Source organism: Agrobacterium sp. DSM 25558 (assembly GCF_900100825.1).
GTDB lineage: Bacteria > Pseudomonadota > Alphaproteobacteria > Rhizobiales > Rhizobiaceae > Agrobacterium.
Map to the genome: position 1 here is coordinate 28,264 of NZ_FMUD01000005.1, position 14,879 is coordinate 43,142.

The 14,879-nt window shown below is 55.6% G+C and carries 11 protein-coding genes; 8 read left to right on the plus strand and 3 right to left on the minus strand.

The window, feature by feature from the left end:
- Positions 1–63 precede the first annotated feature (63 nt).
- From DSM25558_RS06135 to DSM25558_RS06150, 4 genes are all read left to right on the plus strand, one after another.
- A complete protein-coding gene (locus tag DSM25558_RS06135) occupies positions 64–2,781 on the plus strand; it encodes an ABC transporter ATP-binding protein (protein ID WP_077102889.1) in 2,718 nt (905 codons plus the stop codon).
- A 44-nt stretch (positions 2,782–2,825) separates the two neighbouring features.
- Positions 2,826–3,281: a cyclic nucleotide-binding domain-containing protein gene (locus tag DSM25558_RS06140; protein ID WP_077102891.1), complete on the plus strand. Its 456-nt coding sequence runs from the start codon at positions 2,826–2,828 to the stop codon at positions 3,279–3,281.
- A gap of 193 nt (positions 3,282–3,474) precedes the next feature.
- Positions 3,475–4,335 carry an MBL fold metallo-hydrolase gene (locus DSM25558_RS06145; RefSeq protein WP_077102892.1) on the plus strand — a complete coding sequence of 287 codons (861 nt, stop codon included), beginning with the start codon at positions 3,475–3,477 and terminating at the stop codon, positions 4,333–4,335.
- Positions 4,336–4,476: 141 nt separating this feature from the next.
- Positions 4,477–6,135: an adenylate/guanylate cyclase domain-containing protein gene (locus tag DSM25558_RS06150; protein WP_077102894.1), complete on the plus strand. Its 1,659-nt coding sequence runs from the start codon at positions 4,477–4,479 to the stop codon at positions 6,133–6,135.
- Positions 6,136–6,140: 5 nt separating this feature from the next.
- Here the strand turns inward: DSM25558_RS06150 and DSM25558_RS06155 are convergent, their stop codons facing one another.
- Positions 6,141–6,623, minus strand: coding sequence for a class I SAM-dependent methyltransferase (locus DSM25558_RS06155; RefSeq protein ID WP_077102896.1), 483 nt, complete (start codon positions 6,621–6,623; stop codon positions 6,141–6,143).
- Between the two features lie 14 nt (positions 6,624–6,637).
- Positions 6,638–7,999 carry a nucleotide sugar dehydrogenase gene (locus DSM25558_RS06160; protein WP_077102898.1) on the minus strand — a complete coding sequence of 454 codons (1,362 nt, stop codon included), beginning with the start codon at positions 7,997–7,999 and terminating at the stop codon, positions 6,638–6,640.
- Between the two features lie 104 nt (positions 8,000–8,103).
- On the opposite strand from DSM25558_RS06160, the gene DSM25558_RS06165 reads away from it, so the two are divergent.
- Together DSM25558_RS06165 and DSM25558_RS06170 are read left to right on the plus strand one after the other, a co-directional pair.
- A complete protein-coding gene (locus DSM25558_RS06165) occupies positions 8,104–9,201 on the plus strand; it encodes a glycosyltransferase family 4 protein (RefSeq protein ID WP_077102900.1) in 1,098 nt (365 codons plus the stop codon).
- The gene (locus DSM25558_RS06170; protein WP_077102901.1) at positions 9,198–9,941 is read left to right on the plus strand and encodes a polysaccharide deacetylase family protein; all 744 of its coding nucleotides are present in this window, start codon (positions 9,198–9,200) and stop codon (positions 9,939–9,941) included. The genes DSM25558_RS06165 and DSM25558_RS06170 overlap by 4 nt, the downstream gene beginning before the upstream one ends.
- On the opposite strand, the gene DSM25558_RS06175 is transcribed toward DSM25558_RS06170, so the two are convergent.
- On the minus strand, positions 9,933–10,889 hold the full coding sequence (locus DSM25558_RS06175) for a glycosyltransferase family 32 protein (protein WP_077102904.1): 957 nt from the start codon (positions 10,887–10,889) through the stop codon (positions 9,933–9,935). The two genes, DSM25558_RS06170 and DSM25558_RS06175, sit on opposite strands and share 9 nt — an antisense overlap.
- A 198-nt stretch (positions 10,890–11,087) precedes the next feature.
- Between DSM25558_RS06175 and DSM25558_RS06180 the strand changes: the two genes are divergently transcribed.
- Positions 11,088–12,980 carry an ABC transporter ATP-binding protein gene (locus DSM25558_RS06180; protein ID WP_077102906.1) on the plus strand — a complete coding sequence of 631 codons (1,893 nt, stop codon included), beginning with the start codon at positions 11,088–11,090 and terminating at the stop codon, positions 12,978–12,980.
- Positions 12,977–14,878: an ABC transporter substrate-binding protein gene (locus DSM25558_RS06185; RefSeq protein ID WP_077102908.1), complete on the plus strand. Its 1,902-nt coding sequence runs from the start codon at positions 12,977–12,979 to the stop codon at positions 14,876–14,878. Before DSM25558_RS06180 ends, DSM25558_RS06185 begins: the two co-directional genes overlap by 4 nt.
- The last annotated feature ends 1 nt before the right edge of the window (position 14,879 follow it).

The window sequence follows — 14,879 nt, forward strand, 5'->3', positions numbered from 1 at the left end:
CTTTGACGCAGTGACAAACATCAACTACCTTCCAGTCAGACCGGCAAGGCATAGAAGTCCTACATGGAAAAAAGTCTAACCCGCTACATCTGGAATCACACGCGGCGGCAGCAGCTTTTCATTCTGCTGATCGTCGCTTTTTCGATGATCCCCTATTTCCTTGCCTTCGATCTTCCCAAGCAGATCGTCAACGGCCCCATACAGGGAGATGGCTTCGAGGGCGTGAATTCCACTCAGCTCTTTATGCATCTGACGCTCGATATTCCCTATATGGGAACCGTTACGCTGTTCCCAGGCCTCGAGCTCACCCGTCTGGGCATGTTGATGGGTTTGAGTCTAACGTTCCTTGCGCTGGTCATCATCAACGGGCTCTTCAAATATTACATCAACACTTACAAGGGTCGCCTCGGTGAGCGTTTGCTACGCCGCATTCGCTTCCAGTTGATCGACCGTATTTTGCTGTTTCCCCCTTCCCATTTCAAGCGGGTCAAGGGTGCGGAAATTTCCAGCATGATCAAGGACGAGGTGGAACCGCTTGGTGGTTTTACAGGTGATGCGTTCGTTCAGCCGGCGCTTCTTGGCGGTCAAGCACTTTCGGCTCTCTTCTTCATTCTCGTTCAGAATTTCTGGCTCGGGCTGATTGCTGCTTTCATGGCGGCTATTCAGGTCGGTATCATTCCCCAGATGCGCCGCCGCCTGATAGAACTCGGCAGGCAGCGACAGTTGAGTGCGCGACAACTGGCTGGCAGAATCGGCGAAATGGTGGATGGTATCGGCACGATCCACGCCTATGACACCTCCAATTATGAGCGCGCGGATGCCGCCCACAGGCTCGGCGAAATCTTCAAAATCCGCTACGACCTGTACCAGTGGAAATTCATCGTCAAGTTCATCAATAATTTCCTCGCTCAGCTGACGCCGTTCTTCTTTTACTCGTTGGGCGGTTATCTAACCCTGAGAGGCAGCCTCGATGTGGGTCAGCTCGTTGCCGTCATCAACGCCTACAAGGAACTACCCGGCCCGCTGAAAGAACTGATCGACTGGGACCAGGCGCGCCAGGACGTTCAGGTAAAATACGAGCAGGTTTTTGAACAGTTCGATTCACCAACCATGATCGATTCGAAAATTCAGGCGCTGTCACCGGAAGCGGCAGCGGCGATCACCGGTCCAATCGTTATTGCCGGTCTGGCACTGGATGACGACAGTGGTACCCGGCTTCTGGATCAGGCATCTTTGACGATCAATCCGGGAGAAACCGTGGGAATTGTGGGCGGCTCAGGGGCCGAAGCCCTTGCCGATGCGCTGGGGCGGACCCTGTGGCCGACATCCGGAAAGATCACCTTCGGCGATAGAGACCTGCACGAATTACCGGAATCCGTAACCGGGCGACGCATTTCCTACGTTTCGGCGGACACGTATTTCTTCCATGCGAGCCTGAGAGAAAATCTCGTTTACGGTCTGAAACATGCGCCTTTGAAGGCTAAAGACTATGAGGGTGCGGAACTCGAACATAGAAAATGGGAAATTCGCGAAGCAAAGCTCGCCAAAAACCCCGATATCGATGTGAACAGTGACTGGATCGATTACGCCTCCAGCCCCTTTGGAAGCGATGAAGAGGAAAAATTCCTCAAGGCCATGCTGTCCGTTTTGGATACGGTTCAGTTGTCGCCCGACATTCTTGAGTTTGCATTGCGCTCGTCGATCGATCCTTTGACCGATCTGCATCTGGCGGCCAGGATCGTGGAGTTGCGGCAGGCGCTACGCATGGAACTCGACGAGGAAAATCTAAGCGGTCTGATCGTGCCGTTCGAACCGAACAGCTACAATGCCGAGGCCACCGTCGGTGAAAACATCATGTTCGGAACGATGCGCGATTCCTCGACCGCCAGTCGGAAAATCATCGACAGCGATTATTTCCGCTCGCTGATGCGCAGCAGTGGACTGTCCGAGACGCTTTACGATATGGGCTACACGATTGCGGAAAACGTCGTTGAAATCTTCAGCGATCTCGCGCCCGATCACCCGTTTTTCCAGCAGCTCACCTTTATGACGGCCGACGATATTCCGACCTATCAACAGACGCTGCAGCGCCTGCAGGGCAAGAGCTACAAGGATGCCAACGACGCCGATAGGCGCGCCATGCTACGGCTCAGCTTCTTCTATATCGAACCCAGACAGCGTTTTGGTCTTCTGACGCAGGACGTCATGGACAAGATCATCGAAGTCAGACACATGTTCCACCAGAACCTGCCCGATGATCTGCGCAGCTGGATCGAGCCATACGATCCCGAAAAATACGCGGCTTCGACCAGCCTTCTCGACAATATTCTGTTCGGCAAGATCAGCCACCGTTATGCCGATGCATCACGGCGCATCACCAAGATCGTTGCCGAAGCGATGAAAAAGCAGGGTCTTTACGAGAAGGTTCTGGCCGTCGGGCTTGAGTTCAATCTCGGCGCGGGCGGTAAGCGGCTGGGACCTTTGCAGCGGCAAAAGCTTAATCTGGCCAGAGCCTTGATGAGAAAATCGGACTACTATGTGCTCAATCGCCCATTGCCGGGTCTCGATCACCGCATGCAACAGGAAATCGTCGACAACGTGATCTCGTTCCTCAAACGTGATGAGGCCAATCCGGCGGTCATCTGGATACTCTCCAATGCTGCACTGTCAAAAATGTTCGACCGTGTTATCGTTATTAACCACACGACCATTGTTGCTGATGGAACATACGAGACTCTTCTGGAAGAAAACGGTACATTTAAAGAAATGATCGCCGCATAGTTGGTTTATCTTTGGTAGAACAGGAATACGGACGGGACAGGGCAATGCTTTTCAAAGACGAAATTCAAATGCTGAAACGCGTTCCCTTCTTCAGCGAGATGGAGCCTTCCAAGCTGAAGCTGTTGGCTTTCGCATCAGATCGCGTGTCCTATCACGCCGGTGACGAGTTGTTTCGGCAGGGTGATCTGGGAGATGCAGCCTATGTGCTTTTGACAGGCAAGGTGGACGTCCTGATCGATTCCCCTTCAGGTCAGATCAAGCTGACCGAGATGAGCGGCAATGCCATCGTCGGCGAAATCGCCATCCTTTGCGATAGCGTCAGAACCGCAACCGTCCGGGCCTCCACTTCGGTTGAGGCCTTGCGCATCGGTAAGGAGCAATTCTTCAAGCTTATGTCGGATTTCCCAGACGTAACGATCAAGGTCATGCGGGTGCTGGCGGAACGCCTGACACAGACAACCACCGAGTTGAGCAAAGCACGATCAAATTCCAACGCCTAAAAGAAACAGCCTTTTCCACCCACGTTTCTCAAAAGAAAAATAAAAGTGGCACTATCGTCATAAAACTGAAATGCTAACCCTACTAATGGCGGAGATATAACATGTCTCCCCGAACCGGGGTAACGGCAAAACAGATAAGACGATGCCTATCGGAAGAAGCCTTGCGGCTGTCCGTGGTAAATTGGGGTGTATCATGGCGTTGAATTCCGACGATCCAAGTCGGGACAATAAAGAAGAATTTCGGGTCAAGATTTGGGGAGCACGGGGAACGCTTCCCGTATCGGGAGACAAATTCCGGAAATATGGTGGCAATACGATCTGCATCGAAGTCAGATGCGGAGAGCATGTCCTTTTGTTCGATGCGGGTTCAGGGCTGTTGCCAGTCGGTCAGTCGCTCAAGGCGGAAGGCGTCGGCGACGTCAACATGTTCTTCTCTCACTGTCACTACGATCACATCATTGGATTTCCCTACTTCAAACCCTTCTTCAACCGCGAAAATGCGGTCCGCATATGGTCAGGCCATCTGGCCGGACAAAAGACGACACGGGAAATGCTGGCCGAGTTCATGAGCCCGCCATGGTTTCCGGCACCGCTCGATATCTGCTGCGCCCAGATCATCACCAGAGACTTTCATGCGGGAGACGTTCTGCCTGTCCATCCTGAACTGAACATCACGACCGGAATGCTCAACCATCCCGGAAATGCCATCGGCTACCGCATCGACTGGCAGGGCCGCAGCTTCGCCATCATCACCGATACGGAGCATGAAACGGGCAAGATCGACAAGACCGTTCTAAAACTCATCGAAAACGTCGACCTTTTCCTCTACGACGCAAGCTTCACCGAATCCGAGATGGAAACCTATCGCGGATACGGCCACTCCTCGTGGCAGCAGGCTGTTCATCTGGCCAAGCTGGCGAATGCAAAGAGCGTCGGTCTCATCCACCATGCCCCGTTCCGCACGGATGCTGAGCTTGATGTCATCGATGCCGATGCCAAAAAAGAGTTTGCGGGTGCATTTGCCGCATGGGATGGGCAGACGATACAGCTTTGACGCTGAAAAATGCCGATGACGTGATCGTTGATCTATTCTGCTTTTCCGACCGTTAGAGTATAGCGGCAAACGGCTATCAGCAGAGAACTCTCTGGCAATCTGCCGAACAACGAGCGCAAGCGGCAACCGGAGACAGTCAGCATGACCAAGATGGTGTCGGAAACGTCGCTAAGGCATGCGCGCCTTCTGTCCGGCCTGATTATGCTGAGCTTCGTGTTCACCCATCTGGCGAACCATGCGCTCGCGTTGATCTCGATCGATGCGGCAGAATATGGACGCATGTGGTTCAGCCTCGTCTGGCTCAATCCTCTCAGCAGCCTGATACTCTATGGTTCCGTACTCACCCATGTCGCACTGGTGTTGCGCTCGCTTTATCTGCGGCGCTCCTTCAAGATGCCGATCCGGGAAGCGCTCCAGATCATCATCGGCCTGCTCATTCCCTATTTGATCATCGACCACGCCACCGGCATCCGCATATCGCGCATGCTTTACGGCGTTGATGTCGGCTATGAAACCGTGATCCACAACTTCTGGATCCGCAATCCGTGGCTGGGGCTGCGTCAAAGCACGGCACTGGTGCTGATCTGGTTTCATGGCTGTCTGGGCGTGTTTTTCTGGCTGCGCTACCGCGAATGGTACAAGAAAATCTCACCCTATCTTTTGACCATCGCTGTGTTGCTGCCGATCCTTGCGCTTCTCGGCTTCAGCGATGCGGGCCGCGCGATGGAAAATAGTCCGCCACCGCTCCGTACACCCGTTGCAAATCAGGCCGAACTGGAAGCAACCGTCGACGCGGTTACCACCGGACTGAAAGCCACGTTCGGTGCCGCGATTGCTCTGGTTCTCGCCCTTCGTGGCCTTCGCAGTTGGCGGCAGCGTTCGAATTCGTTCGAAATCCGCTACGATCACGGCGCGCTGGTTCGGGCACCGGCAGGGTTGAGCATATTGGAAGCCAGCCGCTCCGGTAACGTCTCCCATTTTTCGGCTTGCGGTGGCAAAGGGCGATGTTCGACATGCCGGGTACGGATCATCGATACGGATGGGCCTCTGCCGGAAGCATCCTCGATGGAAAGAGCAACACTCCAGCGCATTCACGCGGACACCGATGTCAGGCTTGGTTGTCAGCTTCGCCCCAAACATAACCTCAAGGTGGCTCTGTTGCTCGCTTCCAAACAGCAACGCGACATTCCGGCCAGCGGCGAGCCGATCCGACCCGGTCGCGAAGAGGAGATTGCCGTTTTGTTTTGCGATCTTCGCAATTTCACGGCGCTGTCCGAGGCGCGCCTGCCCTATGACATGGTGTTTCTGCTCAACAGCTATTTTACCGTCGTGGGTCAGGCGGTGGAGGAGGCGGGCGGACGGCTGGACAAATTCATCGGAGATGGTGCCATGGCGCTCTTCGGTCTTTCAGGCGACACGGAAAACGCAAGCCGCAATGCGCTCAAAGCAGCGGCGCTCATTCTGCGCAACATCGAGACGCTCAACGAAGAATTGGAAAAGCAGTTCACAGTGAGGCTGCGCATTGTGGTCGGCATTCACGCAGGCCCATCCATCGTCGGTGTCATGGGCTATGGGGCTGCGAAAAACCTCACCGCTATCGGTGACACCGTCAATGTGGCGAGCAGGCTCGAAACAGCCGCCAAGGAGTTCAACACTGCCATTGTGGTATCGGAGCCGGTGTTGAAGCAGTCCGGGCACGACACCAAGGCGCTGCAAAGCCGTACCATTCCCATTCGCGGCAAAAGTTCGCAAATGAAGGTGTTTCTGATTTCAGAAGCGGAAAGTCAGCTCTTTCTGTAAGCCGCTTATATTTTCCGATAGAGGAAATAACGATCCGTCGGCACCGACGAAGGCACGGGCAGCGGATTGAGCGTTTTTTCTTCCAAGGGAAGACCGCTGATTGCCACCCCACCCTTGGCCAGCATGCCCGCAACCAGTTGCGGCAACCATGTCAGCGTCACGGCATCTTTTTCCGGATAACCTGTGCCGATATCGGCGTGCACCAGCGCCGCCTCTACACCCAGATAGGCCTGAGCGGTTTCGGCGATCTCGCCGATCACCAAATCCTTCTCGTCCGGCACCGATGACGCATGCGCACCCATGGCCCTGTCGAAAGCCACGATGCGGCGATCTGGAAACAGTTCGCGCAGATGGTTGAAAGTACGGCCGTTGCCAAGCCCAATCTCCATCACCGGCCCTTCAACCGGAAGGTCGAGATCGGCCTGGACATGGTTGAGAATATCCCGCTGCGCCGTCAGGCGACGAATGAAACTGTCCAGTCTGCTCATCTCTTATTCTTCCATCAGGCTTTGATGATGTGGCTTGCCACGATACCGCGCTTAGCAAAAGCGTTGCGCGTGTCGATGATCAGCGGCGACCATTCGCTCAGGCTTTTATAGTCGATATTGTCATGATCGGTTGCCACCAGAACCGCGTCGAATGCGCTGATGGTCTGCTGGTCCCATTTGACCGACTGCATGCCCAAAAGATCGATATATTCGCGGGTCCTTGGAATTTCCGCAACATAAGGGTCGAAATAGGAAGGCTGGCCGCTGCGCTCCAGAATAAGCTCGATCAGCTTCAAAGAAGGGCTTTCGCGAATATCGGGCACGTTCTTTTTGTAGGCCAAGCCTACGATCAGAACCTTCGAGCGGCTGAGCGCCTTGCCACGGTGAATATCCAATGCCTCCGCCAACCGGCTGACGATATGGCGCGGCATGCCGGTGTTGATCTGACCGGCGAGTTCGATGAAGCGGGTGGGCAACTCATATTCACGCGATTTCCAGGTCAGGTAGAACGGGTCGATGGGAATGCAGTGGCCACCAAGGCCCGGGCCGGGATAGAACGGCATGTAGCCGAACGGCTTGGTTTTGGCCGCATCGATCACTTCCCAGATATCGATACCCATCGCTTCGTAAACGACCTTCAATTCGTTGACGAGAGCGATATTGACGGCGCGAAACACGTTTTCGGTGATCTTTACCGCCTCTGCCGTGGCATTTGTTGAAACAGGAACGACCGTTTTGACAACGGAGCCATAAAAGGCCGTCATCAGTTCCGCCGCATCCGGACCTTCACCGGCCACCACTTTGGGGATGGTTGACGTCTGAAAATCGCGGTTGCCGGGATCTTCCCGCTCCGGTGAAAAGCCGAGGAAAAAATCCGCACCGGATTTCAGCCCCGTTTTTTCCAGAATGGTCTTGACGATACCATCAGTGGTGCCGGGATAGGTGGTGGATTCCAGAACGACAAGCTGCCCGGGGCGAAGCGTTTTGGCAATTTCACTGCAGGTATTTTCGACATAGGACAGGTCGGGATCGCGATATTTCGTCAGCGGTGTTGGAACGCAAATTGCAATCACGTCACAATCGGCAAGCTTGGAAAAATCACTGGTCGCGATAAAGCCGCCGTCTTGGCGCGCACCGTTCAACACATCGTGTGATACGGCTTCTATATAGCTTTCACCGGCATCGATGGCGGTAATCTTTCCCGGATCGATATCGAAACCGACCACCTTGAAACCGGAATGGGCGATGGTCATCGCCAGCGGCAGACCGACATAACCGAGGCCGATGACGCCTGCGGTCGCCTTTTTGGACTGGACAAGACCCAGAAGATGTTGTGCGTTAGAAGAGAAAGTCAAAGCTGATTGCGCCCCGCGCATGGAAGAACATGCCCATCAGTTGGGCGAGAACAGGCACAGTGTCAAGGTTTGCCCAGGTCAAATTCCCATTGACGAAACGTTGAATGGCGAAGCAAAACTCTCCCATGAAAATAGCATTCTATTGCCCACTGAAATCCCCCAACCACCCCGTGCCTTCCGGCGACCGATTGATGGCGCGCCTGTTGATGCGGGCAATGCGGCTTGGCGGGCATGAGGTGAAGGTGGTCTCCGAGCTTCGCAGTTTTCTGCGACAGCCCGATGGTGACGACCTGGAAAGCCTGAAACGGGAAGCGCAAGCAGAAAAGGAACGCATTGCTGCCGAATGGTTGCGAGACGGTAAGCCGGATATCTGGTTCTGCTATCACCCCTATTACAAGGCGCGGGATTATCTCGGACCCGAACTTTGCCAACGTTTCGGGGTGGCCTATGTCACCGCCGAAGCGTCCTATTCACCCAAGCGAAACAAAATGGGCTGGGCAGAAGCGCAGGCTGGACTTCTCACGGATCTACGCCTCGCCGCCGTCAATATTTGCTTCACCCACCGCGATCGGAACGGGCTGACAGAAGCCGACGCCGACATTCGCTGCACCATGCTGCTGCCCTTCATCGATGCATCCGCATTCACGAAGGTCGCGCTGTCGCCCACCAGCTATCGCTTGGCAACCGTCGCCATGATGCGCACAGGCGACAAACTCAGCAGCTATCAAGCGCTGGCCGGTGCCCTGAAGCTGCTACCGCAAGACCTGCCTTGGACACTGGATATCATCGGGGACGGACCCGAGCGCGAGACTGTCCATAGGGTATTCGACAAGATCGATCGATCACGTCTCATCTGGCACGGCGAACGAAATGCCGCTGATATCGCCAACATCCTGTCTCATGCCTCCATCTACGTCTGGCCGGGCCACGGCGAGGCCTATGGGCTGGCTTATCTCGAAGCACAGGCAGCGGGCTTGCCCGTGATCGCGGAACAGATCGCTGGCGTCCCGGAAGTCGTCAGAGACGGAGAAACGGGAATTCTGACCGAACCCGGTGATACGAGAGGCTATGCCGATGCCTTGATATCGCTCATGACGAATGACGACATGCGCAAAGGGATGGCGGAGACTGCGCGCCGCTTTGCGACTGATGAGCGCTCACTAGAAAACGCTGCCGCCACACTCAACAACATTCTCACGCAGCTGCCGGAACATACATCATGACCGAAAAATTGCTTCTGGACACATTGGATGATTTTGCCAGCAGAAACGCCATCGCAGACTTATGGCTGAGGGATGATGATGCCACTCAGCCCAGCTCCGCGCTGGACCGGCTTCTGGACCTGTCCGAGCGATTTTCGATACCGATGACGGTGGCGGTCATTCCTGAGCCGACGGACGAAGCACTGGCAAAAAGGCTTGAGCAGACGCCACACATCGACGTCGCGGTCCATGGTTGGGCGCACCAAAACCATGCTGGGCCGGAAGAGAAGAAGCGCGAGCTTGGGCTACACCGACCATTGGAAACCGTACTTGGAGAACTGCGGGCCGGGCTTGAGAAACTCGACTCATTGCATGAACCGCGTTTTGTCCCGCTACTGGTGCCGCCGTGGAACCGCATCGATGAAACCATTATCAAGCACTTGTCGGCGGCGGGTTATCAGGCACTGTCTGTTTATGGGCCTGAAAAGCCGGGCAAAATCCCTCTTCTCAACACCCATGTCGATGTCATCGATTGGCGTGGTAACCGGGGTGGCAAGGATCATGACCTGCTGTTTGCGGAAACTGCCGCACGGATGTGCGACGCGCATGATACAGGCGGCATGACGGGCATTCTGACACATCATCTGGACCATGACGAAAGCGTCTGGGACTTTTTACAGACACTTTTTACACTGACCGCGGATCATCCCGGATGCCGCTGGCGATCGTCGCGCCAATGGCTTGAGGCGTTGTCACCATGATTTCCAGGCGATCAAAAGGCCATCACCCTTCACATCCGCACGCGCAGCTTCCACCGCGCTGAGCGGCGAGCGATCTGGCAGGAAGGCCGCGACGAAATCTCCACCGGCCAGCGATACCGAGCCTGATCTTGCCACGACCGTGAAAATCAACGGTCCGGTTGCCCACCACGCGGGCGCTTTCGGCAGTGTCTCCAAAATCGCGGGGAAGGCCTCAAGCATCCGGGTAAAGACGGGATGGGAAGGTGGCGTGGCGATAAAGGAATTGGCCAACAGCGTGCTGCCCTGCCCCGTCTTGCGCGGCACATCTTCTGCAAAGGCCGTAAGACCGATCATCGGCAAAATATCGCCAAAGCTTAGATCGTCGCGGGCGGGATAAAAATCACAGTCGAGATAAATGCCGCCCAGCTTCGACAGGATGATGTATCGCGCTACGTCCACCGCACCGGGGTAATCCCGCTCAGCCAGCATCCCGGCAAAGATGGGATTGGAGAAGACGCCTTCCCGTTCAAGATCAGCCTCTCGCCACAGACGATATTCATAGCCGTGCTTTTCAGCATGAGCCGCCCAAGCCCCTGTCGATACCGGCACCGGTTTGTCGCCGATCCATATCTGGTGAATGATGTGAGGTACCGGCTCCCGATTTTTGGCGGCGATCAAACGCCGTTCATCCGCTGAAAAGCGGCCATAGGATTGGAAAACATCCGGCGAGGGAACGAGATGATATTGGTAGCCGACGCGGGAGACCGCGTCCCCTTGCGCCTTGACCAGAGCAAGACAGACGGAATGGAGCCTGCGGGGCAGACCCAGCGCGGTCGTTTCTCCCATCAGGTGGCCATCTTGCGCGTTAGAAAGTTCATCAAGAATAGCGCGCGCTTCCCCAAAATTCTTCTCGGCAATAGCGTGCCGGGCGGTGGCAAGCTTTTTGTCGAAATAAGCTTTGTCGGGCATGGCAGTCCCTCATGTCTTCATCACTCAGACATATCTTCGAAATAGATGTTTTTCCGCAAGCCCGATTTATTCGGAACTTCCTGAAATTTTCGTTGTTTCAGGAGCATAGACAGAAGTTGAGGCCTGCGATAACGTAACTTTTATGGCCCCTAAGTAACTGCCACAGGCAAAATAAAAAACGGTGAGGACACCCTTGGCATGAGTTCAGGCGCCGATCTGCTTCGCATCGAAAATCTGCAAGTATCGTTTTCCCTGATGGGCGAGAAAATCGATGCCGTCAGAAATGCCAGCCTCCGCATTTTACCGGGTAAAGTCACCGCACTCGTGGGCGAATCCGGCTCTGGGAAATCCGTCATCGGTCAGACGATCATGGGCATTCAACCGCGAACGGCACATGTTAAGGGCCGTGTCCTGTTTGCCGACCCCGAGCGCACATCCGGCGAGCCGGTGGATTTGCTGCGACTGGAGCAGGACGGCAGACCCATGCGAGCGATCAGAGGAAACCGCATTGGCCTGATCTTCCAGGAACCGATGACATCGCTTTCGCCGCTGCATACAGTCGGCAACCAGATCGATGAAGCGTTGCGGATCCATTCCGTTCTGACGCCAAAAGAGCGTCAGGAAAAGCTTGAGGAAACGCTGGATCTCGTCGGCTTTTCCAATCCGTCCAAGATTTGCAACATGTACCCCTTCGAGCTGTCTGGCGGCATGCGCCAGCGCGCGATGATCGCCATGGCGCTCATTTGCCGTCCGGCCCTTCTGATCGCCGACGAGCCGACGACGGCACTCGACGTGACGATACAGGCACAAATTCTGAAACTGCTCCGGGACCTGCAGAGCCGCCTGAACATGGGCATGTTGCTGATCACCCACGACCTTGGCGTCGTCGCCAATATCGCCGATGAGGTTGCCGTGATCTACCAGGGCGAGATCATGGAATCCGGTCCGGTCGATGAGATTTTTCGCAAGCCTTCGCATCCTTATCTCAAAGGGCTGATGGCGGCGGTCCCGCATTTCGACATGAAGCCCGGCGAGCGACTGAAGGCACTCCGCGATGTCGTCATCGACAAGGAAAGCCTGATCGGCAAGAAGACGGCGAACGTCGACAAGACGCAGGGCGTTCTGCTGACCGTCGACAATATCGGCAAGACCTTCACGACCCGCAAATCGAGCTGGTTTACCGCTGGCAAAGCTCACACGACCAAAGCGGTGGATGGCGTGAGCTTTGAAATCCATCGCGGCGAATGTCTTGGCCTTGTTGGCGAAAGCGGCAGCGGCAAGACCACCGTCAGCAAAATCCTCATGCGCGCCGTGAGACCGGATGAAGGCTCCATTACGTTCCATAGTCGCACCGGCGACATCGACGTTTTGAGTGCCAAGGACGACGATCTGCGCGAATTGCGCACAAAGATACAGATGGTGTTTCAAGACCCCATCTCGTCGCTGTCGCCGCGCATGACGATCAGCAATATCCTCAGCGAACCTCTTGAAATTCACGGTCGCGGCGATGGCAAGTATCGCGCTGAAAAAGTCCGCAATCTCCTCAAGGCCATCGGGTTGGGGGAAAGCGCGCTCAATCGTTACCCGCACAGTTTTTCCGGCGGCCAGCGGCAGCGCATCGGCATTGCCAGAGCGCTGACTTTGGGGCCGGAACTGCTGATCTGCGATGAGCCGGTATCGGCGCTCGACGTTTCGGTGCAGGCGCAAATCCTCAATCTGCTCAAGGATCTGCAGAAGGATCTGGGCCTGACCTACCTGTTTATTTCGCACAATCTGGCTGTGGTAGATTATATGGCGGACCGCGTTGCAGTGATGTGCGAGGGCAAAATCGTGGAGCTTGCACCGCGCGAAACACTGATGCGGAACCCGGTACACCCTTATACCAAGTCCCTGCTGGCTGCGGTGCCGTTCCCCGACCTCGACAGGCCACTCGATTTCAGCACCATCGCCAAGATCAGCGCCACCGGCAAATTCGACTGGGGCAAACAGTTCCGCGATAGCGACGAAGGAGGATTGGTGACTGCCGATCTGGGCGGCGGTCATCTCGTTCTCGCTAACGGAAATGTCGATGTTGCGGAGCTAAGATCGTGATTACGCGCCGAACCACACTTGCCCTCCTCGCCTCCGTTTTTGCGCCATGGAAAGCATTCGCAGCCTATAGCGATTCCGATTTCTTCAAGGAAAAGCTCGAAAAGGGTGATCTGCCGCCGGTCGATCAACGGCTACCCAAGAACCCTCGTGTCCTGAACATGAAGAGCCTTGGTCGTGAGCCGGGCAAGCATGGCGGCTCCGTGCGCATGCTGATTGGCGGGCAGCGTGATATTCGCCTGATGCCGATCAACAGCTATGCGCGCCTGGTAGGCTATGATGAGAGCTTCAATTTTCAGCCGGACATTCTGGAGAGCTATAACGTCGACCAAGAGCGTGTCTTCACGCTGAAACTGCGCGACGGCCACAAATGGTCCGACGGTAGCGATTTCACCACCGAAGACTTCCGTTATTTCTGGGAAGACGTGGCGCTCAACCGGGAGATTCACAAGGGTGGCCCACCGATAGAGTTGCTGGTCTACGACAAGCCGCCGATGGTGGAAGTCGTCGACCGCCTGACCGTGCGTTACTCCTGGGACGGTCCGAACCCGGACTTTCTGGCCAAGCTTGCCGGTGCATCGCCTGCACGTTTGTGCCTGCCTGCCGCCTATATGAAGCAGTTCCATGCGAAATATCAGACAGAGGAAAAACTCGCCAAGCTCATCAAAAAGAACAAGGTCGATGACTGGAGCAGCCTGCATGTGAAGATGTCACGGCAGGTGCGCCCTGAGAACCCCGATCTTCCGACGCTCGATGCGTGGCGCAACGTCACCTCGCCGCCATCCGAACAGTTCATTTTCGAGCGCAATCCCTACTACCACCGCGTCGATGAAAACGGTCTGCAATTGCCTTATCTCGACCGGTTCCTGCTCAACGTGACGTCATCGGAAATCATCGCTGCAAAAACGGCTTCCGGTGATAGCGACCTGCAATTCATGGGTCTCGATTTCAACGACTATACGTTCCTGCGAGACGCCCAGGATCGATATCCGATCAAGGTCAACCTGTGGAAACGCAGTCAGGGCTCGCGGGTCTGCCTGTTGCCGAACCTCAATGCGGCCGATAATGTTTGGCGCAACCTGTTCCGTGACGTGCGGATGCGCCGGGCTTTGTCGGTCGCCATCGACCGGCATGAAATCAACATGGTCTGTTTCTACGGATTAGCCAAGGAAAGTGCTGATACCGTGTTGCCGGAAAGCTCGCTATTCCGTCCTGAATTCGCGAAAGCCTGGGCCGACTTCAACCCTGCCATGGCAAATGCGTTGCTGGATGAACTGGGACTGACCAAACGCAACGACAAGGGCGTTCGCCTGCTTCCAGATGGCCGCCCCGCCCATATCATCGTTGAAACCGCTGGTGAAAGCACGCTCGAAACGGACGTGCTTGAGCTGGTGACGGATCACTGGCGGAAAATCGGTATATCCCTGTCCAGCCGACCCACCCAACGCGATGTGTTCCGCAAACGCGCCATGGGCGGAGAAGTGCTGATGTCGGTTTGGTTCGGCATGGACAACGCAGTGCCAACGCCTGATATGCTGCCAGCAGGCCTTGCCCCTACAGGCGACGATCAGCTTCAGTGGCCCGTCTGGGGCATCCATTATCTGTCCGGTGGACGCGAAGGTAAGGAACCCGATCTGCCGGAAGCCGAGCAGCTTCTTGCCCTGCTCAAAAAGTGGCGCATCAGTATAACGGATGAAGAGCGTCGCGAAATCTGGCTGGAAATGCTGTCGCTCTATTCGCAGCAGGTCTTTTCCATCGGCATCGTCAACAGTGCGCTGCAGCCCATCGTGCATGTGACAAAAATGCGTAATGTACCAGAAAAGGCGCTCTACGGATTCGAGCCTACCTCCTATCTCGGTGTCTATATGCCAGATGCGTTCTGGTACGACGGAGACGCATGAC

What these genes read in the sequence shown, in the direction of transcription:
- DSM25558_RS06160 (WP_077102898.1), bottom strand. Translation starts at nt 7,999, where the DNA reads ATGCGCGGGGCGCAATCAGCTTTGACTTTCTCTTCTAACGCACAACAT.
- DSM25558_RS06145 (WP_077102892.1), top strand. Translation starts at nt 3,475, where the DNA reads ATGGCGTTGAATTCCGACGATCCAAGTCGGGACAATAAAGAAGAATTT.
- DSM25558_RS06150 (WP_077102894.1), top strand. Translation starts at nt 4,477, where the DNA reads ATGACCAAGATGGTGTCGGAAACGTCGCTAAGGCATGCGCGCCTTCTG.
- DSM25558_RS06175 (WP_077102904.1), bottom strand. Translation starts at nt 10,889, where the DNA reads ATGCCCGACAAAGCTTATTTCGACAAAAAGCTTGCCACCGCCCGGCAC.
- DSM25558_RS06165 (WP_077102900.1), top strand. Translation starts at nt 8,104, where the DNA reads ATGAAAATAGCATTCTATTGCCCACTGAAATCCCCCAACCACCCCGTG.
- DSM25558_RS06180 (WP_077102906.1), top strand. Translation starts at nt 11,088, where the DNA reads ATGAGTTCAGGCGCCGATCTGCTTCGCATCGAAAATCTGCAAGTATCG.
- DSM25558_RS06170 (WP_077102901.1), top strand. Translation starts at nt 9,198, where the DNA reads ATGACCGAAAAATTGCTTCTGGACACATTGGATGATTTTGCCAGCAGA.
- DSM25558_RS06135 (WP_077102889.1), top strand. Translation starts at nt 64, where the DNA reads ATGGAAAAAAGTCTAACCCGCTACATCTGGAATCACACGCGGCGGCAG.
- DSM25558_RS06140 (WP_077102891.1), top strand. Translation starts at nt 2,826, where the DNA reads ATGCTTTTCAAAGACGAAATTCAAATGCTGAAACGCGTTCCCTTCTTC.
- DSM25558_RS06155 (WP_077102896.1), bottom strand. Translation starts at nt 6,623, where the DNA reads ATGAGCAGACTGGACAGTTTCATTCGTCGCCTGACGGCGCAGCGGGAT.